26 protein-coding genes are annotated in these 25,380 nt (G+C 69.9%); 17 read left to right on the top strand and 9 right to left on the bottom strand.

Translation table 11 applies throughout. The features are described from left to right. The first annotated feature begins 68 nt into the window (after nt 1-68). The gene (locus tag EAO79_RS05490; RefSeq protein WP_124768217.1) at nt 69-1,340 is read left to right on the top strand and encodes an HNH endonuclease signature motif containing protein; all 1,272 of its coding nucleotides are present in this window, start codon (nt 69-71) and stop codon (nt 1,338-1,340) included. A 433-nt stretch (nt 1,341-1,773) separates the two neighbouring features. On the opposite strand, the gene EAO79_RS05485 is transcribed toward EAO79_RS05490, so the two are convergent. Beyond that, nucleotides 1,774-2,427, bottom strand: a complete 654-nt coding sequence (locus EAO79_RS05485; RefSeq protein WP_079704617.1) for a hypothetical protein — start codon at nt 2,425-2,427, stop codon at nt 1,774-1,776. A 207-nt stretch (nt 2,428-2,634) separates the two neighbouring features. Between EAO79_RS05485 and EAO79_RS05480 the strand changes: the two genes are divergently transcribed. Next, nucleotides 2,635-4,155 carry a glycosyltransferase family 39 protein gene (locus EAO79_RS05480; RefSeq protein WP_124768215.1) on the top strand — a complete coding sequence of 507 codons (1,521 nt, stop codon included), beginning with the start codon at nt 2,635-2,637 and terminating at the stop codon, nt 4,153-4,155. A 4-nt stretch (nt 4,156-4,159) separates the two neighbouring features. Further along, nucleotides 4,160-4,657: a GtrA family protein gene (locus tag EAO79_RS05475; RefSeq protein ID WP_124768213.1), complete on the top strand. Its 498-nt coding sequence runs from the start codon at nt 4,160-4,162 to the stop codon at nt 4,655-4,657. A gap of 10 nt (nt 4,658-4,667) precedes the next feature. Here EAO79_RS05475 and EAO79_RS19450 read toward each other — a convergent pair whose 3' ends face one another. Then, nucleotides 4,668-5,159 (bottom strand): MarR family winged helix-turn-helix transcriptional regulator, encoded by a 492-nt coding sequence (locus EAO79_RS19450; RefSeq protein WP_086472760.1) that lies wholly within the window; start codon nt 5,157-5,159, stop codon nt 4,668-4,670. 122 nt (nt 5,160-5,281) lie between these two features. Here EAO79_RS19450 and EAO79_RS05465 point away from each other — a divergent pair, with 122 nt between their 5' ends. The 11 genes from EAO79_RS05465 (at nt 5,282) to EAO79_RS05415 (ending at nt 15,668) form a co-directional block, all read left to right on the top strand. Then, nucleotides 5,282-6,505 carry a TerC family protein gene (locus EAO79_RS05465; RefSeq protein ID WP_079704613.1) on the top strand — a complete coding sequence of 408 codons (1,224 nt, stop codon included), beginning with the start codon at nt 5,282-5,284 and terminating at the stop codon, nt 6,503-6,505. Nucleotides 6,506-6,634: 129 nt separating this feature from the next. After that, nucleotides 6,635-7,225, top strand: coding sequence for a TerD family protein (locus EAO79_RS05460; protein WP_079704612.1), 591 nt, complete (start codon nt 6,635-6,637; stop codon nt 7,223-7,225). Between the two features lie 58 nt (nt 7,226-7,283). Then, nucleotides 7,284-7,862, top strand: coding sequence for a TerD family protein (locus EAO79_RS05455; RefSeq protein WP_079704611.1), 579 nt, complete (start codon nt 7,284-7,286; stop codon nt 7,860-7,862). Nucleotides 7,863-7,914: 52 nt separating this feature from the next. After that, a complete protein-coding gene (locus EAO79_RS05450) occupies nt 7,915-9,126 on the top strand; it encodes a toxic anion resistance protein (protein WP_124768211.1) in 1,212 nt (403 codons plus the stop codon). A 55-nt stretch (nt 9,127-9,181) separates the two neighbouring features. Beyond that, a complete protein-coding gene (locus EAO79_RS05445) occupies nt 9,182-9,697 on the top strand; it encodes a hypothetical protein (protein ID WP_124768209.1) in 516 nt (171 codons plus the stop codon). After that, nucleotides 9,697-10,248: a TerD family protein gene (locus EAO79_RS05440; protein ID WP_064295863.1), complete on the top strand. Its 552-nt coding sequence runs from the start codon at nt 9,697-9,699 to the stop codon at nt 10,246-10,248. Before EAO79_RS05445 ends, EAO79_RS05440 begins: the two co-directional genes overlap by 1 nt. Nucleotides 10,249-10,251: 3 nt before the next feature. Further along, nucleotides 10,252-11,109 carry a hypothetical protein gene (locus EAO79_RS05435; RefSeq protein WP_124768207.1) on the top strand — a complete coding sequence of 286 codons (858 nt, stop codon included), beginning with the start codon at nt 10,252-10,254 and terminating at the stop codon, nt 11,107-11,109. A 2-nt stretch (nt 11,110-11,111) separates the two neighbouring features. Further along, nucleotides 11,112-12,305: an HpcH/HpaI aldolase/citrate lyase family protein gene (locus tag EAO79_RS05430; protein ID WP_071261351.1), complete on the top strand. Its 1,194-nt coding sequence runs from the start codon at nt 11,112-11,114 to the stop codon at nt 12,303-12,305. After that, on the top strand, nt 12,302-13,708 hold the full coding sequence (locus EAO79_RS19190) for a phosphoribosyltransferase domain-containing protein (protein ID WP_206428286.1): 1,407 nt from the start codon (nt 12,302-12,304) through the stop codon (nt 13,706-13,708). The genes EAO79_RS05430 and EAO79_RS19190 overlap by 4 nt, the downstream gene beginning before the upstream one ends. Beyond that, nucleotides 13,705-14,859 carry a cysteine protease StiP family protein gene (locus EAO79_RS05420; protein ID WP_164486898.1) on the top strand — a complete coding sequence of 385 codons (1,155 nt, stop codon included), beginning with the start codon at nt 13,705-13,707 and terminating at the stop codon, nt 14,857-14,859. The genes EAO79_RS19190 and EAO79_RS05420 overlap by 4 nt, the downstream gene beginning before the upstream one ends. Next, nucleotides 14,856-15,668: an HAD family hydrolase gene (locus EAO79_RS05415; protein WP_124768203.1), complete on the top strand. Its 813-nt coding sequence runs from the start codon at nt 14,856-14,858 to the stop codon at nt 15,666-15,668. The genes EAO79_RS05420 and EAO79_RS05415 overlap by 4 nt, the downstream gene beginning before the upstream one ends. Nucleotides 15,669-15,680: 12 nt before the next feature. Here EAO79_RS05415 and EAO79_RS05410 read toward each other — a convergent pair whose 3' ends face one another. The 3 genes from EAO79_RS05410 to EAO79_RS05400 are packed head-to-tail and all read right to left on the bottom strand — an operon-like array spanning nt 15,681 to nt 17,856. Next, nucleotides 15,681-16,919 carry a molybdopterin molybdotransferase MoeA gene (locus EAO79_RS05410; protein WP_124768201.1) on the bottom strand — a complete coding sequence of 413 codons (1,239 nt, stop codon included), beginning with the start codon at nt 16,917-16,919 and terminating at the stop codon, nt 15,681-15,683. Beyond that, on the bottom strand, nt 16,916-17,188 hold the full coding sequence (locus tag EAO79_RS05405; protein WP_124768199.1) for a DUF6457 domain-containing protein: 273 nt from the start codon (nt 17,186-17,188) through the stop codon (nt 16,916-16,918). The genes EAO79_RS05410 and EAO79_RS05405 overlap by 4 nt, the downstream gene beginning before the upstream one ends. Further along, the gene (locus tag EAO79_RS05400; RefSeq protein ID WP_124768197.1) at nt 17,185-17,856 is read right to left on the bottom strand and encodes a molybdenum cofactor guanylyltransferase; all 672 of its coding nucleotides are present in this window, start codon (nt 17,854-17,856) and stop codon (nt 17,185-17,187) included. The genes EAO79_RS05405 and EAO79_RS05400 overlap by 4 nt, the downstream gene beginning before the upstream one ends. 93 nt (nt 17,857-17,949) lie before the next feature. Between EAO79_RS05400 and fdhD the strand changes: the two genes are divergently transcribed. Further along, on the top strand, nt 17,950-18,828 hold the full coding sequence (gene fdhD, locus EAO79_RS05395; protein ID WP_124768195.1) for a formate dehydrogenase accessory sulfurtransferase FdhD: 879 nt from the start codon (nt 17,950-17,952) through the stop codon (nt 18,826-18,828). Beyond that, nucleotides 18,825-21,116 (top strand): FdhF/YdeP family oxidoreductase, encoded by a 2,292-nt coding sequence (locus EAO79_RS05390; protein ID WP_124768193.1) that lies wholly within the window; start codon nt 18,825-18,827, stop codon nt 21,114-21,116. Before fdhD ends, EAO79_RS05390 begins: the two co-directional genes overlap by 4 nt. A 40-nt stretch (nt 21,117-21,156) precedes the next feature. Here the strand turns inward: EAO79_RS05390 and EAO79_RS05385 are convergent, their stop codons facing one another. From EAO79_RS05385 to EAO79_RS05365, 4 genes are all read right to left on the bottom strand, one after another. Beyond that, the gene (locus EAO79_RS05385) at nt 21,157-21,417 is read right to left on the bottom strand and encodes a hypothetical protein (protein ID WP_079704601.1); all 261 of its coding nucleotides are present in this window, start codon (nt 21,415-21,417) and stop codon (nt 21,157-21,159) included. Nucleotides 21,418-21,507: 90 nt separating this feature from the next. Then, on the bottom strand, nt 21,508-22,452 hold the full coding sequence (locus EAO79_RS05380) for an alpha/beta fold hydrolase (protein ID WP_124768191.1): 945 nt from the start codon (nt 22,450-22,452) through the stop codon (nt 21,508-21,510). A gap of 209 nt (nt 22,453-22,661) precedes the next feature. Continuing rightward, complete coding sequence (locus tag EAO79_RS19185) at nt 22,662-23,810, bottom strand: hypothetical protein (protein ID WP_206428285.1); 1,149 nt, start codon at nt 23,808-23,810, stop codon at nt 22,662-22,664. Nucleotides 23,811-23,942: 132 nt separating this feature from the next. Beyond that, nucleotides 23,943-24,344, bottom strand: coding sequence for a cupin domain-containing protein (locus EAO79_RS05365; protein WP_124768189.1), 402 nt, complete (start codon nt 24,342-24,344; stop codon nt 23,943-23,945). Nucleotides 24,345-24,477: 133 nt separating this feature from the next. On the opposite strand from EAO79_RS05365, the gene EAO79_RS05360 reads away from it, so the two are divergent. Beyond that, nucleotides 24,478-25,371, top strand: coding sequence for a DUF808 domain-containing protein (locus EAO79_RS05360; RefSeq protein WP_079704599.1), 894 nt, complete (start codon nt 24,478-24,480; stop codon nt 25,369-25,371). Nucleotides 25,372-25,380 lie beyond the last annotated feature (9 nt).

Genomic DNA, 25,380 nt, shown 5'->3' with positions numbered 1-25,380 from the left:
CACGAGCAACTTCCACAGTCCCCAGACTCATCATCTGGAATGTCAGTGGTCCATGGTGGACTGGTTCCATGACCGAGACCACCACCACCGCGATCCGCGTCGGCGATGAATACGCCGCGCAGCTGGTGGAGTTCTCGGAGGAGTACGCGGAGATCCACCGGCTGCGGGCGGCTCTCGACGCCCGCGAGGCGCGCTTGCTGGCTCGCTCTGCCGCATATGCGGACGCGCTCGCCGACTCGGTCGTTCCGGCCGTGTTCCCGCCGGCCGAGCGACTGGCCCTCTCCCGCCGATCCACCTGCGCAGCCCTCGCGATGGCGACCCGCACCCCCGAGCAGACGGTCCAGCGGGCGACGAACGACGCCGAGCGTCTCGTGAACGACGCACCCGCCGTGCTCGAGTCCCTCGAAGCCGGCCGCATGTCAGCGCGGCACGCGCAGACGATCATCGACCAACTCAATGACGTGCCGACCGCGGGGCGAGCGGCGTTCCTCGCTGAGGTCCTGCCGGTCGCCGAGGAGACGACCAACGCGAACCTCCGCAGGCGCGCCCGAATGCTCCGCGAGCGCCTCCACCCCGAATCCATCACCGCACGCGCCCGGCGGTCCGAGGCGGACCGCCGGGTCGAGTTCGAACCCGCAGCCGACGGCATGGCCTGGGTGCACCTGTTCACGACGGCACCCATCGCGCAGGGCCTCGTCGAACGGGTCGAAGCGGCCGCGGCGGAGTCACGCACCGCCGGCGACACTCGCACGTGCGCTCAGCTGCAGGCAGATGCCCTCGCAGCGCTCGCTCTCACCGGCGTGACCCCGGAAGACGTCATGTCGAGCCCAGTGCTCCCGCACCCGATCGAAGTGCAGGAGCACATCAAGCCGACCGTGCAGATCACCGTCCCGGCGTTGAGCATGGCCGGCGTCAGCGACGCACCCGCCACGCTCGACGGGTACGGTCCGATCGACCCCGAGACCGCGGCCCGTATCGCGGTGAATGCGCCCAGCTTCACCCGGGTCCTCGTCCAACCGGATACCGGCGCGGTCCTCTCGGTCGGGCGGAATCAGTACCGGGTCCCGGCCGATCTGCAGCGCGCGGTGCGGCTGCGGGACGGCACCTGTCGGGCACCGGGCTGCGGCAGGCGAGCCCGGGCCTGCGATCTTGATCATTCGGTCGCGTGGGAAGACGGCGGGACGACAGATGTCGGGAACCTCGCCTGTCTCTGTCGACATCATCACCGGATGAAGCACCTGCCCGGGTGGAACCTCGACCACGAACCCGGCGGCGTGCTCGACTGGACAACACCCGACGGGAAGCACCACCGGACGGAACCGGATCCCGCACCGTTCTGACCGTTTCCGGTCCCTGAGCCTGTCGAAGGGTTCCTCGTGCGCACTTCGACAGGCTCAGTGACCGGGAGAGGTGTGCCCGGAACGATGAGGTGTCCTCGCGAGCACTTCGACAAGCTCAGTGACCGGGAGAGGTGTGCCCGGAACGATGAGGTGTCCTCGCGAGCACTTCGACAAGCTCAGTGACCGGGAGAGGTGTGCCCGGAACGCTGCGGGTTCCTCGCGAGCACTTCGACAAGCTCAGTGACCGGAAGAGGTTCACCGGAACGATGCGGGTTCCTCGTGCGCACTTCGACAGGCTCAGTGACCGGGAGAGGTGTGCCCGGAACGATACGGGTTCCTCGCGGGCACTTCGACAGGCTCAGTGAGCGGGAGAGGTTCACCCGCGACGCTCCGGTCCCTGAGCCTGTCGAAGGGACTCAGGCCTGCAGTACAGCTAGTCCTTGATGAGCAGGATCGGGTCGCCGTCGAAGGAGTCGTACGGGTTCGGGTCGGTGAAGCCGCCGTCGTACATGAGGCCGGCCGGAGCCTTGCCACCGGCGGGAGCCGCCGCGACGTAGCACTGCGTGATCGGCGCGCCAGCATCGAACTCCTCGGTGAACGACTCGGATCCGCACTCGTCCCACCCGATGAGCGTGGCCTCCTGGACCTTCTCGCCATCGGCGTCGACGGGCGAGAAGGAGGTCGCGTCGCTGTTGAACGCCACCGGGTCGCCCGACACCTTGGTCATCTCGAGCCGGATGAGCGTGATGTCGTAGCCGTCGAGTTCCCCGCCGTCGAACTGCGTCTTGAGGAACGCGACCTGGTCGGCCGTCGCGGGGGTGACCTCGGTCAGCTTCGCGCTGATGAGCGCGGTGACGCCGTCGGTGCCCTGCGACTCGTAGACGATCGGCTCATCGATCCCGACCTGCGCTCCAGGCTCGGTGACCTCACCGTCCGCCGATCCGGTCGAGGTCGGCTTCGACGTCGCAGACGACGAAGCCTTCTCCGTCGGCTTCGCGTCGGGGGCCGACGGCGTGGAGCATCCGGCCAGCACGAGCATGGCTGCGACGGGGAGGGTGATCAGGGCGGTGACGCGGGAGAGCTGCATCGGGATTCCTTTCGGCGGCGGACTCCAGCAGTCTGTCCCGCGCGCCGTTGCCGCGCGATGGGGACAACTCCCCACCGGGGCGGCCGGGCTCCTGCCGTGGGGTCCCGGCAGGATCCCCCGCGGCCTCTCAGGAATCTCTCTGCTGGCGTTCATCCGAGCGGCGGACGATGAGACGACGCGCCAGGTTGTCGCGTCCGAGGGGAACCCATGACTGCGACGATCACCGTCCCGACCGCGCCCTCGCGCCGTCGGTGGGACGCCCTCCACGCCCTCCTCGGCGGCCGCGTCGCACCCTGGGTCATCGGCCTGTTCGCCACCCTCGTCTCGCTCATCGGCATCGGCACGCCGTCGTACTGGGGTGACGAGGCGGCGAGCGTCCTCGCCGCCGAACGCCCCCTCCCGGTCATGTTCGGGATGATCGGCCACATCGACGCCGTCCACGGCCTGTACTACGCGTTCCTGCACGTCTGGACCGGCGCCTTCGGCACCGCCGAGGCCGTCACGCGGTTCCCGAGCGCGATCGGCGTCGGCCTGGCCGCGGCCGGGACGGTCGTGCTCGCGCGGTCCATCTTCACCTCGGCGATCGGCATCACGGCGGGCCTCGTGTTCGCCGTCATCCCCCAGGTCACACGGATGGGCGCCGAGACGCGTTCCTATGCGCTGGGCATGGCCGCGGTCGTGTGGCTGACGGTCTGGTTCGTGTCGCTCGTGCGCCGCCGGTCCACGTCACGCCGCAGCTGGGCGCTCTTCGCCATCGCGAGCGCCGCCTCGATGTACCTGTTCCTGTACCTCGCGATGCTCCTCCTCGTGCACGCAACCTGGATGGTGCTCCAACGCCCCGGGCGGAGGGTGATGCGAGCGTGGGGCTGGTCCCTGGTCGGCGCACTGGTCCTCGGCGCTCCGATCGTGATCGCGGGCATCGCGCAGCGCGAGCAGATCGCGTTCCTCGGCAGGCGGGACTACGCGACGCCGGAATCGGTGCTCGTCGGCCAGTGGTTCCAGACGCCGGCGTTCGCCGTGCTCGCGTGGCTACTCATCGTGCTCGCTCCCGTCGGGGTCCTCGTGGTGCGCCGATCGTCCCGGCAGCGTCGCGCCCTGGCGATGATCGCCGTCTGGGCGCTCGCACCGACCGCGCTGCTCATCATCGGCAACACCCTCGTGACGCCGATGTACAACCTGCGCTACGTCACCTTCTGCGTCCCGGCCGTCGCGATCATGATGGCGCTCGGACTCCGGACGATCGTCGAGCTCCTGCCGAAGCGGGTGGACCGCGCGGTGGCGACCGCGGTCGGTGTCGCGCTCGTTCTGGCGCTCGCGATCCCGGTCCTCGCGGAACAGCGCGGCCCGTTCGCGAAGGACGACGGCAGCGACCTCCGGCAGACCGCGGAGGTCGTCCAGGCCCATGCCTCGCCGGGCGACGCGGTCGTCTTCGACCAGTCGGTGAAGCCCTCGCGCAAGTCGCGGCTCGCGATCGACCTCTACCCGCAGGCCTTCGCCGGTCTCGACGACGTGGCGCTCGAGACGAGCTACCGTGACCGCCCCGAGCTCTGGGATCTCGCCGCGCCGCTGTCCGAGATCCACGACCGGCTCATCGGCCACGACACCGTCTGGGTCGTCGAGGGCTCGAGCACCTCTCCGAACGTGGCGGATCTGGAGGCGCTCGGCTACCACGTCGAGCAGCGGATCCCCGTCCACCGCAGCATCGTCTTCGAGCTGGTCAGGTCGTGACGCGATGCTGATCCGACCACTCCCGAATCCGCGTGCACTGCTCCGGCGACCGATCGTCCGCGAGGTCGCCGCCTTCGGCCTCGTCGGCGGCGCCGGCTTCCTCGTCGACGTCGGGGTCTTCAACCTGCTCGCGTACACCGTGTTCCTCCACACCGGCACCTCCGGGCTGCTGGTGGCGAAGGGCATCTCCACGACGCTCGCCATCGTGGCCAACTGGGTGGGCAACCGGCTCCTCACCTTCCGCGCGCATCGGCGCTCGGACGTCGCCCGCGAAGCGCTCGAGTTCGGTCTGGTGAGTCTCGCGGGCGGCGCGATCGCCCTGGCCTGCCTCTGGGTCTCCCACGACGCGATGCACCTGACGACGCCGCTGGCGGACAACGTGTCGGCGAACATCGTCGGGCTGGCCCTCGGTTCAGCGTTCCGCTTCGTGCTCTACCGCTTCTGGGTGTACGGGCCGCGGGCGGAGCGGACGGGACCGATCCCGGTGCGCATCGACCCGTGAGGCCGTAGAGTCAGCGACTCGCGTTGTGCTGCGAGACGGCGTCGCTGACCCAGGAGAACTCGTCGACGAACCGCGAGAGCAACCGGGCGAGTTCCGCTCGATCGCGCTCGCTCCACTTGCCGACGAGGGTGTTGTAGACCTGCTGCGCCGCCTGCCGGTGTCGTTCGAGGGCGGTCCGTCCCTCCTCCGTCGCGCTCACGAGCACCGCGCGGCGATCACTCGGATCCGTCGCCCGGACGACGAGACCACCCTCCTCGAGGCGACGCACCTCGGCCGTCGCGGTCGACTTGTCGACGTCCATCCAGCCCGCGACCGTGGACATGCGGATCGGCCCGGCGGTGATGACGTATTCGAGGAGCCACGCGTCCGTGGCGGTGAGGGCGGCACCCTCGGCGTCGTGCAGCGAACGCCGGTTGTCGGCCCTGGTGGACCACCGGAGCACCGTCGCGAGGGACGCCTGGATGACGGCTCCCGCCTCGGCGGGGTCGACGTCATCGCTCATAGCTGAATTCTTTCTGAATACGTGCGTTCGGGTGTTGGTTCGACCATACCAACTATATAGTGGGACGGCACCAACTAAACATCACCCGTCCCCCACCTCGAGCGCTGCGGAGAACACAGCCCATGGAAATCCCCGGATACGTCTGGCTGCTGACGATCGTCGGCATTCTGGCCCTCCTCGCCTTCGACTTCATCTTCCACGTGCGCAAGGCCCACGAGCCGACGCTGCCGGAAGCCGCGAAGTGGTCGGCCCTCTACGTCGGTATCGCCATCGTCTTCGGCCTCGGCGTCCTCTTCTTCGGCGGCGGCACACTCGGATCCGAGTACTTCGCCGGCTACATCACGGAGAAGGCCCTGTCGGTCGACAACCTCTTCGTCTTCCTCATCATCATGTCGAGCTTCCGCGTGCCGCGGGCCGACCAGCAGAAGGTGCTCCTCTTCGGCATCGTCTTCGCCCTCATCGCCCGCACCGGCTTCATCTTCCTCGGTGCCGCCGCGGTGAACGCCTGGTCCTGGCTGTTCTACATCTTCGGCGCGTTCCTCATCTTCACGGCGATCAAGCTCCTCCGCCCGGAGGAGGAGAGCGACGACGCGAACAACTTCGTCATCCGTCTCGCCAAGCGCCTCTTCAAGACGACCGACCGCTACGACGGCGACAAGCTCGTCACCATCGAGAACGGCAAGAAGGTCCTCACGCCGATGCTGCTCGTCATGGTCGCCATCGGCGGCACCGACCTGCTCTTCGCGCTCGACTCGATCCCCGCGATCTTCGGCCTCACGCAGAACCCGTACATCGTCTTCACCGCGACGGCGTTCTCGCTGCTCGGCCTCCGTCAGCTCTACTTCCTCATCGACGGCCTGCTCGACCGCCTCATCTTCCTGAGCTACGGCCTGGCGGCGATCCTCGGCTTCATCGGTGTGAAGCTCGTCCTGCACGCGCTCCACGAGAACACCCTGCCGTTCCTCAACGGTGGCGAGCACATCCCGGTGTTCGAGATCAGCACTGGCCTGTCGCTCATCGTCATCATCGGCATCCTCACCGTCACGGTCCTCGCATCGCTCCTCAGCCCGGCCGGTCGTGCACACACGATCATCAGCGACGCCCGCACCCAGGCGAAGAAGATCGTCGACCACGCCGACTCCCCGGAGGACATCCCGGACGGTCACCACGTGGACGAGGTCGAACTCGAGACGAGCTACACCCGCATGGTCGAGCGCCAGAAGTCGTTCGCGAACCTGAAGCCCAAGCACCAGGCGAAGGCGGCCGACGACGAGGAGCTCCAGCGGCTGCTCGCCCGGGCCCACGAGCTGCAGGCGAAGAGCTCCGACTCCCGCGGCCTGCTCTGAACGGGCCGGGAATCCGGGCGCTCGCCCGGCTGAACCGATAACGTGGACGTGCGCTCCCAGCTTCGGCCGGGGGCGCACGTCCCACACCTCACCACCAGCAACACGATGAAGCATCTAGGAGACGGAACCATGGGTCTGAGTCTGGAAAAGGGCCAGTCGCTCTCACTGACGAAGCAGGACGGCGGTTCGCTCACGCGGATCCGCCTCGGTCTCGGCTGGGACGGCGTCGCACCGGTGAAGCGCGGCTTCTTCGGCCGCTCGTCCGCACCCGACATCGACCTGGACGCCTCAGCGATCTTCTTCGACGCCACCGGCAAGGTGCTCGACACCATCTGGTTCCAGCAGCTCGCGAGCAAGGACGGCTCGGCCAGCCACACCGGCGACAACCTCACGGGTGCCGGCGACGGCGACGACGAGACGATCCTCGTCGACCTCTCGAGGGTCGCCCCGTCCGTCCAGCAGATCGTGTTCGTGATCAGCAGCTACAGCCGCCAGACCTTCGACACCGTGCAGAACGCCTTCAGCCGGATCATCGACGACTCGACCCCCGGCTCGCCCGAGGTCGCCCGCTACCAGCTCACCGACTCCGGTCCGCACACCGCGATGATCATGTCGAAGGTCTCGCGCGAGGGCAACGGCTGGACCTTCAAGGCGATCGGCGAGCGCGCCAACGGGCGTTCCGTCATGGACCTCCTCGGCCCGGCCGCCCAGGCCCTCTGAGCACCACCCGCAGCAGTCCCCCGCGCGCCAGCGCAGTTCCGAAGGAGAAGCGATCACCATGGCAGGACTCACCCTCGAAAAGGGCAACAACCTCTCGCTCACCAAGACCAGCCCCGGCCTGACGGTCGCGACGGTCGGTCTCGGGTGGGACCCGCGCACCACGAGCGGTGAGGCCTTCGACCTCGACGCCTCCGCGCTGCTCGTCGGCGCGAACGGCAAGGTGCGCTCCTCCGCCGACTTCATCTTCTACAACCAGCCCGCCTCGGCGGACGGCTCCGTCAAGCACCTCGGCGACAACCGCACCGGCGACGGCGAGGGCGACGACGAGCAGATCTCGGTCGACCTGAACGCGGTCGGGGCAGACGTCGAGCGCGTGATCATCGCCGTGTCGATCGACAAGGCGGACGAGCGTCGCCAGAACTTCGGCCAGGTCCGCGGAGCGTACTGCCGCATCGTCGACCAGGACGGCACCGAGATCGTCCGCTTCGACCTCAGCGAGGACGCCGCCCCCGAGACCGCCATGCTGTTCTCGGAGCTCTACCGCAACGGATCCGAGTGGAAGTTCAAGGCCGTCGGCCAGGGCTACACCACCGGTCTCGCCGGCATCGCCGGCGACTTCGGCGTCCCGCTCGGCTGAGCACCGACGACTCCACCACGAGCAAGCCACACACGAGAGCAAGGTCGACCGCATGAGCACGCCACTCACTCCGCCAGACGCCAACGAACAGGCAGCAGCCTCCCTCGTGCTGCACGCTCCGGATGCACCGGACGTCGTGCAGGCCGAAGAGGCACCGGGCATGGTCCCCGTCCCGGCGGAGCGCCAGACGGAGATCCAGCAGCAGGCTCGCTCCTTCGTGACGGAGGTCGCGACGCTCGACCCGCGCTCACCCGAGTTCGCGCAGAAGATCGAGGGCATCTCCCAGATCGGCGGCAAGGAGATGGTGCAGTCGAGCGGGTACTCTTCCCGCATGCTCGACCGCTCGTCGACCTCGGTCGCCGGCGCGAAGCGTTCGGGTGACAGCGCGCAGATCAAGGTCGCGACCACGCTCGGCGACCTCCGCAGCACCGTCGAGGACCTCACGCCGAACCAGGCGGACCTCGGCGTCGGCCGCAAGATCCTCGGGTTCATCCCGGGCGGCAACAAACTCGCCAAGTACTTCCAGAAGTACGAGTCCGCGCAGACCCAGCTCGACAAGATCATCAAGTCGCTCATGGCCGGCCAGGACGAGCTCCTGAAGGACAACGCCGCCCTCGCCGGCGAGAAGGTCCAGCTCTGGGAGACGATGCAGGCGCTCAGCGAGTACGCCGTCTTCGCGAAGGCCCTCGACGCCGCCTGCGTCGCCAAGATCGACGAAGCCCGCTCCTCCGGACGCATCGAGGAGGCCCAGAAGCTCGAGGCCGACGTCCTCTTCCCCGTCCGCCAGCGCCACCAGGACATCCTCACGCAGCTCGCCGTCTCGGTGCAGGGCTACCTCGCGATGGACCTCATCCGCAAGAACAACCTCGAGCTCATCAAGGGTGTCGACCGCGCTCGCACCACGACGATCGCCGCCCTGCGGACCGCCGTCGTCGTCGCGCAGGCCCTCGCGAACCAGAAGATGGTCCTCGACCAGATCGACGCGATCAACACCACGACGAACAACATGATCCTGCAGACGAGCGAGATGCTGAAGGACCAGACCACGCGCATCCACCAGCAGGCATCCACCGCGGGTGTCAGCGTCGAGACCCTGCAGCGCGCGTTCGACAACGTCTTCCAGACCATGGACGCGATCGACACCTTCCGTGCCGAAGCCGCCAAGAACATGGAGGGCACCGTCAACGCGCTCGAGTCGGGCCTCGAGAAGGCGAAGCCGTACCTCGAGCGCAGCCGTCAGGCCGAGCAGCGCGAACTGCGGTAGCCTCACGCTCGGGTGATCGGGCGCACGGGTCGCTGAGGACGAAGGGGGACGAGGGATGGCATTCGGACGACTGCTGAACGCACTGCGGACCGGCGGGGCCGAGCCGCTCGGCGTCGTCGACGCCACGCCGGCGCCCGTCGGTGAGACCGAGGACGAGCAGACGGCCCGGCACCTCGACGAACTCCGCGACTCGGTGCGCTCCGTGGGGCGCGACCTCCCCACGCTGCTCACCTCGCAGCTCCGACAGATCGACGACCAGTTGCGCCTCGTCGTCGCGACGATCGCCGACCAGGGTGCGTCGACCGAGCAGCGCGTGCTCCTCGCCGCGATGGTGACGGACTACCTCCCCAGCCCGCTGCGCTCCTTCCTCGCGCTGCCGGCCGCGGACCGCGCCGACGACTCCCGCAGCACGATCGTCTTCGCTCGTCAGCTGGAGCTCATCGAGGAGACCATCCGCGACCTCCTCAACCAGATCCGCATCGGCGCGATCGCCGAACTCTCGACGCACGGTCGGTTCCTCTCCGACAAGTTCCAGGAGCCCGACGCCGGTCTCGTGCTGGGTGCGCACTGATGGCGTCGCTGATCGCGGGCGCGAACGCCGCGCTCACCGCCGAGAACCCTGGTCTCGACGCCGTGCTCATCGGGTTCGGCTGGGACGTCATCGCGAGCCGCGGGCCGCAGAGCGAACCCGTGCCGCTGGCGATCATGTGCGGCGACGACGGCAAGGCGCTGTCCGACGACCACCTCGTGTTCTTCAACCAGGTCGAGAGCCAGGACGGCGCGGTCACCTTCTCGTCCGAGGCCGACGACGAGGAGATCGACGTCGAGCTGTCGCGCGTGCCGGACGCCGTGTCGAAGATCGCCTTCCTGCTCTACATCGACCCCGACGTCCGCGGCCCCGGCGACTTCTCGCCTGTGCGCTCGGCGTTCGTCCGCGTCGCCACGCCCGACGGTCGGGAGCTCGTGCGCTTCGACGTGCCGATCGCCGAGGTCCGCAGCAGCCAGGCGCTGCTCCTGGCCGAGCTGTACCGGCACCGCTCGGACTGGAAGTTCCGCGCCCTCGGGCAGGGGTACGCCGGCGGGCTCGCCGGCGTGGCGCGCGACTTCAGAATCGACCTCTGAGCCGTGCCGCTCAACACCTCCCCGGTGCGACGGGACATCGACTACCTCCGTCGTCGGGTGAAGCCGAGGCCTGCGCCGGTTGCGCAGGTCGAGCCCGTCGCGAGCACCCCTGCGGTACCTGCTCCGGCAGCGCCCGCCGCGTCGGCAGCACCGTCGACGGGACTCACGCTCGGCGGGCCGTCGACGCCCGCCGCCGCACCCCCTGCCCCGGCGGCATCGGCAGCGCCGTCGGCAGCGCCTGCACCGTCGGCACCGTCGACGGGACTCTCGCTCGGCGGATCCTCGTCGCCCGCTCCCGCTACGCCGTCGGGACGCCCCGCCACCACACCCGCCGCAGCTCCCACGACCCCGCAGCCCTTCCCAGCCCCGACAGCCGAGGAGGTCCGCGTCCTCGACGACGAGACCCCGCTGGTCCGGCTCGACCCGCGTCAGTCCGCGATCGGCAGCCTCATCGTCGGCGGAGCGACGGCGGTCGTGTGGGAGACCGTCGAACTCGTGACGGGGGTCGCGACCGCCGACGGTATCGACGGCACACCGGTGACGACGCCCGGCAACCGGCCGCTGCTCGGCTTCGACGGCGGCGACGCGATCCTCGCGCTCCGGCACGTGCACCTCATCCGGCGGGCGTTGTTCGTCGGCACAGCCGGCCACCCACTGACGGTGCAGCTCTTCGACGGCGAGAGCTTCGCCGCGGCTGACGACACCGGCGCACCGCCGGTCGTCTCGCTGTTGCGCATCGGGTCGAGACTCGAACTCCGCCTCGAACCCCTTCCCGCCGAGATCCCCCTCGAGACGCTCCTGCAGCAGTTCGGCTTCGAGCCGACGCCGTACGTCGTCGCCCGCGAACCCCGGAGACGATGACCATGCGCCACTTCAGTTACGTCGACGACAAGCGCGCGTCGCGGCTGTTCCACAAGCTCCCGAGCCCCATCAGCATCGACTCCCCGCCGGAACACGTGGCGGCGGCACTCGGCGCCACGCTCTACAGTCCCGGCACGCGCCCGACGCTCGCGAAGGACGTCGTGAAGCAGGCGAAGCACGGCTGCCTGAGCATGGTGCTGTGCCTCGAGGACTCGGTCCCCGACGACGCGGTCGAGTTCGCCGAGACGAACGTCGCGGAGGCGATGCAGCAGCTCGCCGCCAAGAGCTCGGGGTCCAAGCGCCCCGTGCTGCCGCTGCTGTTCATCCGCGTCCGCACGCCCGAGCAGCTCGAGCGGGTCGCCGGGCTCCTCGGTCCGGGACTCGACCTCCTGAGCGGCTTCGTCATCCCCAAGTACGAGAACAGCGACGGGGTGGCGGACCGCTTCTTCGAAGCGCTCGGTCGCGTGCAGCGCGACTACGGGCAGGACGGGTCGAACGGCGCGCGTCGCCTCCGGGTCATGCCGATCCTCGAGTCGCCGCGGATGATCCACCGCGAGACCCGCGACGACACCCTCTCCGGGATCGTCGACGTCACCAAGGCCCACCGCGAGGACGTCCTGGCGGTCCGCATCGGCGCCACCGACCTCTCGAGCGCCTTCTCGCTCCGGCGCTCCCGCGACCTCACCGTGTACGACGTGAAACTCGTCTCCTCGGTCATCGCCGACGTCGTCAACGTCTTCGGTCGGCCGGGCGACGACTTCGTCATCACCGGCACGGTCTGGGAGCACTTCCACAACGCGGAGCGGCTCATGCGCCCGCAGCTGCGCATGACGCCGTTCCAGGACGCGAACGAGGCGCAGCTGCGTCAGAAGCTCCTCCTCAAGGGACTCGACGGCCTCATCCGCGAGATCGCGCTCGACCAGGCGAACGGGTTGCTCGGCAAGACGGTCATCCACCCGAGCCACGTGCCGGTCGTCCACGCGATGTCGGTCGTGAGCCACGAGGAGTACGTCGACGCCCTCTCGGTCGTCGGCGACGTGGGTGGCGGCGCCAACGCCTCCCCGTATCGGAACAAGATGAACGAGATGAAGCCGCACCAGGCGTGGGCGCGCAAGACCCTGCTCCGCGCGGAGGCCTTCGGGGTGGCAGCGGAGGAGACGACGTTCGTCGACCTCCTCGAGACGAGCATGCGGTGACCGCATGGACGGGCGCATGGACAGGCGGTTTCGTGCGCGACGCCGTCGGCATCGGCCTCCGCTCGGACGCATCCCGAAGCCTGATCCCGGTGGAGGACCTCGTCGGTCTCGCACTCCGCGACAACCCCAAACGCGCGCAGCTGCTCGTGTCGACGGTCCTCGCCAAACACGTGCCGACCGTGCCCGGCCTGGCACTCGCCGCCGGAGAACTGCTCGGACTGCTGGTGCGGAGCGCGCTCGACGGCAGCGATCCGGAGACGGCGCCGTTCGACACGGTGGCGCAGCTCCTGGCGCGTCGGGAACGACCGGACGCTGACGGTCTCGCCGCACTCACCGCCGTCCGCGAGCACCTCGCCCAGCTCCGCGATGCGGCCCCAGCTGCCGGGCCGGAACTCGTCACCGTCGGCTACGCGGAGACGGCGACCGGGCTCGGCCACATCGTCGCCGACGCGCTCGGCTCGCCGTACCTCCACTCCACGAGACACGAGGCGGACGTGCCCTTCACGCCGTTCGAGGAAGAACATTCGCACGCGAGCGACCACCGCCTGTACCCGAGCGACCCCGCGTGGGCCACGGCCGGCGGCACCACGGTGCTCGTCGACGACGAGTTGAGCACGGGACGCACCGTCCGCAACACGATCACCGCCCTACACGCCACCACTCCGCAGGCGCACTGGGTGGTCGCGGGCCTCATCGACCTCCGTTCGGATGCGGACCGGCAGCGCTTCGACGACCTCGCCGACCGGCTCGGCACCCGGATCACCGTCGTGGCACTCGGTGTGGGTGCCGTCGACCTTCCGGAGGACGTCCTCGCCCGAGCGCGAGCGGTCATCGACGCCGCACCCGCCGCGTCGGTAGCCGGATCGACCGCAACCGGCGACGTCGACGTCCTGGACGCCTCCGACCTGTCGCCCGTGCGGAGCGCGCGCTTCGGTGCGCCAGGACGCCTGGACGACGCGGTGACCGCCGCGATCGCCGACCGGGTCCGTCCGGAGCTGCCGGACGGCGAGGTCGTGGTGCTCGGCTCCGAGGAGTTCATCGCGGTGCCGCTGGCCGTCGCCGCCCACCTCGACCGCGCCCGCGGAGCGACGCGCTTCTCGACCACCACGCGATCCCCCATCGCCGTGATCGACCGTGACGACTACGCCATCGCGAGCGCGGTGTCCTTCACCAGCCACGACCGCACGATCGACGGCCTCGGACCCCGCTTCGCCTACAACCTCTCGCGCGGCGGCTCGCGGTTCGCGGCGGTGGTCCTGTTCCCGGAGCCGGGCGCCGACCGCGAGCTCCTGCTCCGGCCCGACGGCGTCGTCGAGGCGCTGCGGACCGTCACCGACCACGTCATCGTCGTCCTCCTCTCCGAATCCGTCCCGACCCCAGCCGAATGGAACCCCGCACCGTGACCATCGACGCCGCCGCCCTCCCCGAGCCGCTCACCGGACCGGACTTCGGGTCCTACGACGCCTCGGAGGTGCGCTGGCTGCTCACCGACCTCGGCGACACCCGCCTCGAGGCCGACGCCTCCGAACGCGAGGCCGCGATCCAGAGCGGTCGCGCGCACTACGCCGAGTCGCTGCCCATCGAGTACCTGCCCTCCCCCGAGTACGAGGAGCTCTACCGGGACGCCCTCGCGCGCTCGAGCCGACGTCTCGCGGTGGCCGTCGGTGTCGTCACCGACCTCGTCCTGGCGTCCCGTGCGAACCGGCCGGTGCTGGTCTCCCTCGCCCGCGCCGGAACGCCCATCGGGATCCTCATGCGTCGCTGGGCGCAGGAGGTCCGTGGGATCGACGTGCCGCACTACACGATGAGCATCGTGCGCGGTGTCGGCGTCGACGGAACCGCGCTGCGCTACCTCGCGGCGCACCACGACCCGGAGCAGATCGCGTTCGTCGACGGCTGGACCGGCAAGGGCGCCATCGCGCGCGAACTGACGGCGGCGCTGGAACTCTTCGCCGAGACCGACGGCATCCGCTTCTCCGACGAGCTGGCGGTCCTCGCCGACCCCGGCCACTGCGTGCCCGTGTACGGCACCCGCGACGACTACCTCATCCCCTCCGCGTGCCTGAACTCCACCGTCTCCGGCCTCGTGTCCCGCACGGTGTACAACCGCGAGCTGCTCTCCGACGACCAGTTCCACGGTGCCAAGTTCTACCGCGAGCTGAGCAGTCACGACGTCTCCGGCGCCTTCCTCGACGCGGTCTCCAGCCGCTTCGCCGAGGTGGTCGACGACGTCGCAGCGGGCGTGGAGGAGGCCTCCACGGCCGATCGCGAACCGAGCTGGGTCGGCTGGGAGGCCGTCGAGCGGATCCGGGAACAGTACGACATCCCGACCGTGAACCTCGTGAAGCCGGGTGTCGGTGAGACCACTCGCGTCCTGCTCCGCCGGGTGCCGTGGAAGGTGCTCGTGTCGCCGGACGCCCTCGACGACGTCGCGCACGTGCTCCTGCTCGCCGAGCAGCGCGGTGTGCCGGTCGAGGTCGTGCCCGGGTTGCCCTACAGCTGTGTCGGACTCATCAACCCGTTGAGCGACGCAGCGGCGGGAGACGCCCAGTGAGCGCCCTCGTCGCCTGCGACCTCGACCGAACCCTCATCTACTCGCCGAAGGCGTTCTGGCTCGAGACGCCGGACCCCGATGCGCCGTCGATCATCGTCTCGGAGCTCTGGAACGGCGTGCCGATCTCGTTCATGACGCGCGAGTCGGAGCGCCTGCTGATCGAGCTGCGCTCACAGGCCGTCTTCATGCCCGTCACGACGCGGACCGTGGCGCAGTATCAGCGGGTGCAGCTGCCGGGTGGTGCGCCCGATTACGCGATCACGAGCAACGGCGGCGAGATCCTCGTCGACGGCGTCCCGGACGCCGATTGGCGCGGTCGCGTGCGAGCGCACCTCACCGACCACACCGCTCCGCTCGACGAGGCGCTCGCGCGCTTCGAGGAACTGGCGTCGCCGACCTGGATCCTCAAGACGAACGTCGCGGACGCGCTGTTCTTCTACTCGATCGTCGAACGCGACGCGATCCCGGCGGGCTGGCTCGAACAGGTCGAGCAGGAGTGCGAACGGCTCGGATGGACGGTGTCCCTGCAGGGACGCAAGCTCTACTGCGTACCCCGGACGCTCACGAAGCACGATGCGGTCAGCGAGGTCGCCCGCCGCCTCGACGGACCACTCGTCCTCGCGGCCGGTGACTCGCTCCTCGACCAGTCGATGCTGGAGACCGCCGACCTCGCGTTCCGGCCGGCGCACGGCGAGCTCGACGACGAGGGCTTCACGATCGACACGCTGACGGTCACCGAGCGGCGCGGCATCCTCGCCGGCGAGGAACTGCTGCGGCTGATGACGGCGGCAGCCGTCCGGGGCCGCTGACCCGAGGCCCGATCACCAGGGCAGGTCGAGACTCGGTACCCGGCCGCCCGCGGCTGTGCCGGAGCCCGGGCACACGAGCACGCCATCGGCGTCGGCGAGCCCGCGGAGCATGGCTGCCCCGTGCCAGGGCGTCGGCTCCGCATGCGGCGTCGGCGAGTCCGCATCGTGCACCGAGCGGTAGGGGCGCAGCACCGTCCCTGAGCGAGCCCCGTCGACGGGCGAGGCGAGCACCGCCGGTCGCAGGGCCGGGAGCTCGAGTCCCTGGAAGCCCGCGAGCACCGGGTGCACGAGCGTGAGGACACTGAGCAGTGCGGCGAGCGGGTTGCCGGGCAGCCCGACGAACAGACGACCGTCCGGCAGCCGGGCGAGCAGCGCCGGGCCACCCGGGCGGACGTCGACGCCGTCCACGAGGAAGTCCGCGCCGGCGTCGCGGAGCAACGCTCGGACGTGATCGGCTCGGGAGTCGCCGGTACCACCCGTGGTCACGACGAGGTTCCGCTGCTGGCGGGCCGGGACGCCGACCGCACTCGTCAGCCCGAGGGCGTCGGCCGTGGTGGACGCGTCATCGCCGACACGGACGCTGGACGTGACGACGCCACCGAGCGAGGCGATCACTCCCGGGAGGGATGGACCGAAGCTGTCGCGCACGAACCCGGGCGCGGGCACGCCGCTCGTGACGACCTCGTCGCCCGTGAGGACCAGGCGGACCCGCGGTGTCGGCACGACGGGCACGCGGTCGAAGCCGGCGCCGGCGGCGACCGCGAGGTGCACGGGACCGAGACGCGTGCCGGCGTCGAGGACGGTCGACCCCGCGGGTGACTCGGTTCCGGCGGGCCGGATGTGCCGCCCCGGTCTCGCTTCGTCGCTCCGGGCGTTCGGCGCGAGGTGGAGGCTGGCAGCACCCGAACTCTGCTCGACCATGCCGTGCTCGAGCTGGAGGACCGCCCCGGCGCCCGCCGGGATCAGCCCTCCGGTCAGGACGTCGACCGCGACACCGTCGCCGAGTCCGACCGACCGTGCGCGCTCGGCGTCGCCGCCGGTCAGCAGCGTCCACGGGCCGCTCCCGGCCACCGCCCAGCCGTCCATCGCCGAGGAGGCGTAGTGCGGGATCGCGATGGGCGAGACGAGCGGCGCCGCGAGGACGTGTCCGAGGGCCTCGGTGAGCGCCAGGGTGTCGACGACGTCGGACCGCTGCGCGGCACCCGCCGCATGAGCAATGCTGCGGGCGTCCGACCAGGAGGACCTCGTCATGCGGTCGAGTCCGAGGCGACCAGCCGATCGACGGCCGCGGTCGCGGCCTCGGCGGCGGCGGCCGGATCCGCCCCGCTCGCGAGCGCCTTCCCGACGGCGATGCCGACGAGGTAGGTGGTGAGCGGGGCGGCCGGACGCCGCACGGCGTGCGCGGCCGTGCCCGCGAGCCCGAGGACGGCGTCGATGTCGACCGCGACGTCGCCGAGCTCCAGCTCGGCGGACACCCGGTCGGTCCAGTCGGCGAGGACGGCATGCAGGTCATCGGTCATCGGAGACGCTCCTCAGGGTCGGCGGTCGGTGTGGTGGACGCGGTCGGCGTCGGCGACTCGACGGCGGTGACGACCCCGAGTCCGGCGGCGTCGGCCCAGGTGTCGACGTCGGCCGAGCCGCCGTCGGGAATGGGCACCTGTCGGAGGACGAGTCCGGCGAGCAGCTGGCGGACGGAGACACCCGCGAGGTCACCGCTCGGCTGCGACGCCCGGAGTGCGGCGACCCGGCGTTCCAGGGCCTCCCGGTGGTAGACGGCGAGCAGCGACTGCTGACGACCGGAGTCGTCCACCGCGACCCAGCCGTCGGTGCCGGTCCCGGTCGCGGCTGCTTCGAGCACCGCGGCGAGCGCCGATGCGGCATCCGGCATGTCGCAGGCGAGGACGGCGACCTGCGCGGGACCCTCGGCCGCGACGTCATCACGCAGGGCGTCCAAGCCTGCGGCGATGGCCGCGGCAGGGCCGCCGAAGACGGGGCGTTCACGGACGAAGCGGACCGGAGCGGTCGTCCGGGCCTCGGGGCCGACCACGACGACACGGCCGCCGGCCGCCCGCGCAGCATCGACCGCGAGCTGGAGGAGGGTCCGGCCGCCGCGGAGCAACGACGCCTTCGCAACGCCGCCGAGGCGGGAGGACCGCCCTCCCGCGAGGATGATCGCGTCGACGGACATGGCACCAGCCTAGGCCGCGATCCAGCCCCCGAGGCGGCTGCGGATCCGGTGAGGCACCTTGCCCTCGTCCGATGGTGGTGATAGCCATGAGCCATGACTCGCATCACGGCGCGCAGACGCGTCACCCGCATCACGGTGGGACAGCCCGCACGCACCCGCGAGGACGTCCTCGCCGTCGAGGAGCCGCTCGAGATCCGCGTCGGTGGTCGTTCGCTCGCCATCACGATGCGGACGCCCGGCCACGACGTCGACCTCGCGATCGGCTTCCTCGTCTCCGAGGGCGTCATCGGTCGGGGTGACGACGTCCGGACCGCGCGCTACTGCGCCGGAGCGACGGACGAGGGCGTCAACACGTACAACGTGCTGGACATCGCCCTGTCGCCCGGCGTCCCCGCCCCGGATCCGAGCTTGGAACGGAACTTCTTCACCACCAGCTCGTGCGGCCTCTGCGGCAAGGCGAGCATCGACGCCGTCCGGACGAGCTCGCGCTACTCCGTCGCGGACGACGACTTCCGCCTCGACCCGGCACTCCTCGTGACCTTCCCCGACCGCCTCCGGGCACAGCAGGCGGTCTTCGAACGCACCGGCGGTCTGCACGCGGCCGGCCTGTTCGACGCCCGCACCGGCGAGATGCTCGTGCTCCGCGAGGACGTCGGCCGACACAACGCCGTCGACAAGGTCGTCGGATGGGCGGCGAAGGAGGGGTTGCTCCCGCTCCGCTCCATGGTCCTGATGGTGTCGGGGCGCGCGAGTTTCGAGCTCACGCAGAAGGCCTCGATGGCCGGCATCCCGATGCTCGCCGCCGTCTCCGCTCCGTCCTCGCTCGCCGCCGAACTGGCCACCGAACTCGGGATGACGCTCGTCGGCTTCCTCCGTGGCGACTCGATGGTCGTCTACAGCGGAGCGCACCGGCTCGCCGACCCGGCCGAAGGCTCGGCACCAGCAGCACTCCAGACCGGAGCGAACGCATGAGCGCCGAACCGCCCGTCGAGGACGTCACAGACGCCGACATCGAGGTCACCCACCCGAAGCACGTCGCCGTCGGCTTGCCCGGCATCCTGCACTCGATGGAGCCCGCCCTCCGGCAGCTCGGACCGAAGCGGACCGCGGAGCTCTTCACGTCGATCAACCAGCGCGGCGGCTTCGACTGCATGAGCTGCGCCTGGCCCGACCCGGACGACCGCAAGAAGCTCGAGTTCTGCGAGAACGGCGCGAAGGCCGTCATCTGGGAGGCGACACCGGTCGTCATCCCGAGCGGCTTCTGGGCCGAACACTCGCTCACCGATCTCGCCGACAAGTCGGAGTACTGGCTCGGCATGCAGGGTCGGCTGTCGGAGCCCGTCTACAAGCCGGCCGGTTCGGACCACTATCGGCCGGTGAGCTGGGACGAGGCGTTCGCCATCGTCGGCGAGCAGCTGCGCGGTCAGGAGTCCCCCGACGAAGCCGTCTTCTACACGAGCGGCCGCGCGTCGAACGAGGCGGCCTTCGTCTACCAGCTCTTCGTCCGCGCCTTCGGGACCAACAACCTCCCCGACTGTTCGAACATGTGCCACGAGTCCACCGGCACGGCGCTCGGCGAGGTCATCGGCGTCGGGAAGTCGACCATCCGGTACGAGGACTTCGAGCAGGCCGACCTCATCATCGTCATGGGCCAGAACCCGGGCACGAACCATCCGCGCATGCTCACGGCGCTCGAGGACGCGAAGCAGGCGGGCGCGACGATCGTCTCGGTGAACCCGCTCCCCGAGGCGGCGCTCGAGCGGTACAAGAACCCGCAGACGGTCCGCGGCATGGTCGGGCGCGGCACGGTCATCTCCGACCAGTTCCTGCAGATCCGGCTCGGCGGCGACATGGCGCTGCTACAGGCGGTCTCGAAGCGGGTCCTGGAGGCCGAGGCGGCAGCTCCGGGGACGATCCTCGACCACGCGTTCCTCGCCGAGCACTGCCTCGGACTCGAGGAGCTCACGGCCCACCTGGCCGACCTCGACGAGGCGGCCGTGCTCGAGGCGACCGGCCTCACGAGCGAGCAGATCGACGAACTCGCCGAGCGCTACATCGCGTCGAACGCGACGATCGTCACCTGGGCGATGGGTCTGACCCAGCACAAGGCGGCGGTCAACGGGATCAAGGAGATCATCAACCTGCTCCTCCTCCGCGGGAACATCGGCAAGCCTGGCGCCGGGGCATCGCCGATCCGCGGGCACAGCAACGTGCAGGGCGACCGGACGATGGGTATCTGGGAGCAGATGCCCGAGTCCTTCCTCGCCGCCATGGAGCGCGAGTTCGCGGTCCCGATGCCGCGGGAGCACGGGGTCGACGCGGTGAACGCGATCCGAGCGATGCAGCGGGGCGAGGTCCGCACCTGGATCTCGCTCGGCGGCAACTTCGTCGCGGCGATCTCCGACACCGCCGCCGCCGAGGCCGCGATCCGCGGAACGCAGCTGTCCGTGCAGATCTCCACGAAGCTCAACCGCTCGCACGCGGTCACGGGCGAGGCGGCGATCATCCTGCCGACCCTCGGGCGCACCGAGATCGACCTACAGGCGAGCGGACCGCAGATGGTCAGCGTCGAGGACTCGGTGTGCGCGGTCCACGCCTCGCACGGACGCATCCCGCCGGCAGCGCCCGGTCTGCTCTCCGAGGTCGCCATCATCACGCGCCTCGCGCGAGCGACGCTCGGTGAGGACTCGGGCATCGCCTGGCAGGCGTTCGAGGACGACTACGACACGATCCGCGAACACATCGGACGGGTCGTGCCGGGCTGCGAGGGGTACAACGAGCAGATCCGCCGCGAGGACGGCTTCGTCCTGCCGAACGGACCGCGGGACTCCCGCACGTTCACGAACCCCGAGGGCCGCGCCCTGCTGACGGTCAACGAGCTCGAACCGATCCACTGCCCGCCCGGTCGGCTGCTCCTGCAGACCCTGCGCTCGCACGACCAGTTCAACACGACGATCTACAGCCTGAACGACCGGTACCGCGGCATCAAGAAGGGCCGGAACGTCGTCTTCGTCAACCCGGACGACCTCCGCGACCTCGGCCTGGAGGACGGCCAGACGGTGGACGTCTTCAGCGAGTGGGCCGGGCAGCCGGATCGGGAGCTCCGCGGTTTCCGCGTCGTCTCCTACCCGACCGCCCGTGGATGCGCCGCGGCGTACTTCCCTGAGGCGAACGTCCTCGTCCCGCTCGACTCGACGGCAGACCGCAGCAACACCCCGGTCTCGAAGGCGATCGTCGTGCGGTTGCAGTCGGCCGCCTGACAGCCGGAGCGACGTCGACCCGGGCAACGGTCCGGGTGGTTCATTCGTACGCTCGGAGGAGCTGCCAGCGTCCGCGCGCGGTGTCGAGTCGGATGTCGAAGACGAAGGACCGGCCGTCTGCAGCGGTCGCCTGGAACCGCCAGGCGGGGGTCGCCGCGGGCGGATGGGTGACGAACGAGACGTTCGGCTCGAGCGGGGTCGGGGTGTCGGTGACGAGGTACCGGGCTCCATCCCAGAACAGTCGCTCCGGCACGCCTGCCGGCGTCGTCCAGACCGCGATCTCGGTGCTCGTGATCAACATGCGTGGCCTCCCGTCGTTCGAACATACGTTCGATAGAGAGTGAGCCTAACCCGACATCCGACGACACGCCAGCCCGGATCGGCCTGGGATTCAGTCTCCCGGCGTGTCGGCGAGGAACCGCTTGATGTCCTCGCCCATCACCGTCGCCTCGGTGTGGTGCAGGTAGTGGCCGCCGTCGAGTCGGACGAGCTCACTCCGCTCGACTCCGGCGAGCTGCTCCTCGTGGAGGGGCACCCAGTCGGAGAGTTCCGGGTCGTCGCCGACGACGAACATGAGGATCGGCAGGTCGGCCGGGAACGACTGTGACCGGGCCGCCTGGAAGTTGCCGGGCGTGTGGGCGATCTCGTCGAGCAGCGTCGGCGACATCGCATTTCGGTTCGTCAGGATCGCGAGTTGGCGCTTCGTGGCGGCGTCGTACGGGAGGCCCTCGTACGGGTCGGGCGCGATGGCGGTGAGGAGGCGGAGGATGCCGAGCGCCTTCAGTGTGTCGACGCCGTCGGTCGGCGTCGGCTCGTCGCTTCCGGGCTGGGACGGGACGCTCGTGTCGATCCCGATGAACGCCGTCACCTCGGCGCGGAACCGCTCCAGATACTCGAGGGCGTAGATGCCGGCGATCGAGTGTCCGGCGAGGACGTACCGGTCGATGCCGAGGTGCTGCAGGGCGGCGTGCACCTCACCGGCGATGTTGGCCGAGGTCCGGGGCACGTCCGTCTGATCGCTGAGGCCATAGCCGAACGGCTCGACGACCACCACCCGGTACTGGTCACGGAGCTCATCGACGAGCGGCTCGAAGTCGAGGCCGGGTGCCGCGGTGCCCTGCCCGGGCAGCAGGACGATCGTCTCAGCGCCGGAACCACTGATGACGACGTTCATGTCCTTGCCGTCGACGTCGACCAACTGCCCGTAGGGCTGCAGTTCGCCCGCTTCCGACGAACTCGCGACGGCGTTCACGATGCTCGTCGTCGCGAGGCCCGCCGCGACGAGGCCGGCGATCGTGGCGATCGAGATCAGTGGAACCTTCAGGAGCTTGCGCATCGTCACCCATCGTGAGGAGTCGGCGGCGGGCGGTCGCACCGCGCCGATTCCATACTCACGGAGCGAGCGCATCGCCACATCCGCCGCTGGGCGAAGACGTGCCCGACGTGGCTACGCAGTTGTGCGCAAGCGAAGCGAGGCTTCGAGTGCGACCGACGACGGAGCCGACTGGAAGCGGTGGGCTTCCGGCCGGCTCGTGGTCGGTTCGCCTACTCGGCGGGCGGCGGGCTCTGCGGCTGCGTCGGCTGTTGCGGCTCCGTCGGCTGCTTCGGTTCCTGCGGAGGGCGGGGCTCCTGCGGAGACGCAGGCGGAACCGGCGACGACGGAACCTGCGGCTGCGGAGGCCCCCACTGCTGCGGCGTGGGCTGTGCCGGAGCAGGCTGCCCGGGCGCGGACCCCTGCCAGGACGGTGTGGGCCACTGCTGGCCCGGCTGCTGCGGGGCGAACTGCTGCGGGGCAGGCTGCTGCGGGGCAGGCTGCCCCTGGTAGCCCTGCCCGGGGTACCCCTGTCCGTACTGGACGGGGTTCGGCTGGCCGGGGTTCGGCTGGCCGCCATACGGCTGTTGCCCCTGGTACGGCTGCTGCGGGTACGGCTGCCCCTGGTACGGCTGCTGCGGTTGCTGTCCCGGGTAGCCCTGCTGGCCCTGGTATCCCTGCTGACCCGGGTAGCCGGGTGCGGCCTGCTGGTACACCTCCGGACGGTACGGCTGCTGCCCGTAGGTCACCCGCTCGCCCTCCGGCTTCGGGGAGAACGCCCGGACGATCACGGGGATCACTGCGGAGATCGCCGCAGCGAGCGTCGTGGCCGCGGCGATGCGCCACCACCAGTCCGCCCAGGTGCCCTCGGGGAAGGCCATCGGCAGCACGAGCACGAGGACCGTGGCGATGATGAGCGCGATCGTCACGATGCCGGTGGCCCTGACCACGGTGGACGTGGCGCGGGTGACGAAGTGGAGGAAGTACACCTGGATGATGATGAGCGCGAGACGCACGATGATGAGGATGCCGAGGAACAGCATGATCTGCGTGGACCAGACGAACCCGTCGGAGGTGTTCGGCGGCTGGAGCCACCCGTTCCACAGCTTCAGGAGGCCGACGGTGACGAGGAAGATGTTCACCAACGTCGACACCGCGAGGTACCACTTGTTGGGTCCGTGGCCGGCTGCGGCGTCGAGCGACACGGCACCGACGAAGGCCGCGAGCAGCAGCAGCGTGAGCCAGACCCGCCCGGCGATGTCGGCCTGATCGCCGACGATGATGAAGTATCCGCCGATGATCGCCGCCGCGACGAGCGTTCCGATCGTCAAGGTCAGCGCGAGCACTGCCGACCGTGAGCGGCGCGGTGTGGTCTCGACCATTCGAAATCCCCAATCTGTCGTGAGTGCCAACAGTACCGGGGTGGCCTCCGCATGGAAGGGAGGCCTCCCTACCTCTGGGGAGGACTCCCGCTTCTCCACAGCGGAGAAGCGGGGTCGCGGTCGGGCAGTCGATCAGGGGCGGTGGTAGTCGGCTTCGGCGACGTGCTCGAGCCAGGTGGTGCTGGTGGCCGGGTCCTCCGCCTGTTCGAACATCGCGAGGTGCTCCATGTAGTCGTCCGGCGTGGCCCCGTGCCAGTGCTCCTCGCCGGGCGGGGTGTAGACCGTCTGGCCCGGCTGGACGACGAGAACGGCACCGTCGCGCGTGCCCATGAGGGCGACGCCCTCGGTGACGTGGAGGGTCTGCCCGTTGGCATGGGAGTGCCATGCGGTGCGGGCGCCGGGGAGGAACCGCACCTTCGCGACCATCATGTGCTGGCCGTCCTGCTGCGGCGCGGCCAGCAGGTCGAGGTAGACGTCGCCGGTGAACTGCTCGGCGGGGTTCTTGATTGTCGCGGGTTTCGGTTGGATCTGCATACGGACGACGCTACGACCGTGCACGTCGGCGAGGGAGTGTCCAGCAGTACACCCTTCGGCGATCACGACAGTACTGTGGACTCCGTCCCTGCCGACCCCGCGGCGGCGTGACCCCCGAGCCAAGGAGAAGCACATGTCGGTCGGCCTGCTCGCCGTTGTCGATGACATCCTCAGCGCAGCCCTCAAGGCGAGTGCGAAGACCGCCGGCGTCGTCATCGACGATGCGGCCGTCACCCCGCAGTACGTGCAGGGGCTCACCCCCGCGCGGGAACTGCCGGTCGTGTGGCGGATCGCCCGCGGCAGCCTCATCAACAAGTTCGTCATCATCATCCCGATCGCCCTGCTGCTCACGGCGTTCGCGCCCTGGGTGCTGCCGTTCCTCCTCATCATCGGAGGTACCTACCTCTGCTTCGAGGGTGCAGAGAAGGTCATGGAGTGGTTCGGCATGCACCACGCGGAGGCGGAGGAGGACGTCCGCGACGAGAAGAAGCTCGTCTCCGGGGCCGTCCGCACCGACCTCATCCTCAGCACGGAGATCATGCTCATCTCCCTCGCCAGCCTCGACTCGGGGCTCGGCATCTGGATGACACTGGGCGCCCTCCTGGTCATCGGCCTCGTCATGACGGCGGTCGTCTACGGCGCGGTGGCCCTGCTCGTGAAGATCGACGACATCGGACTCCGGCTCATGAAGAACCCGTCACGCGGCGTCCGCCGCACCGGCGCACGGATCGTCGCGTCGATGCCCGCGGTCTTCCGCGTCATCAGCATCGTCGGCACGGTCGCGATGCTCTGGGTCGGCGGCCACCTCGTGATCGCGAACCTGGCCGAGACGTTCTGGCACGGACCGTACGACCTCCTGCACGTCGTCACCCACGCGATCGAGGCCGCCGGACCGGTCGTCGTCTGGATCGCCGACACCGCGATGTCCGCCGTGTTCGGACTCGTCCTCGGTCTGATCGTCGTCGCGATCGTGACCGGGATCTCGCGCCTGCGGTCACGGAACCAGCCCGCGAAAGCTACTCACTAGCGGAGACAG

Origin of the sequence: Plantibacter sp. PA-3-X8 (assembly GCF_003856975.1) — a bacterium.
GTDB lineage: Bacteria > Actinomycetota > Actinomycetes > Actinomycetales > Microbacteriaceae > Plantibacter > Plantibacter auratus.
This window is presented reverse-complemented; position numbering and strand designations above follow the sequence as displayed.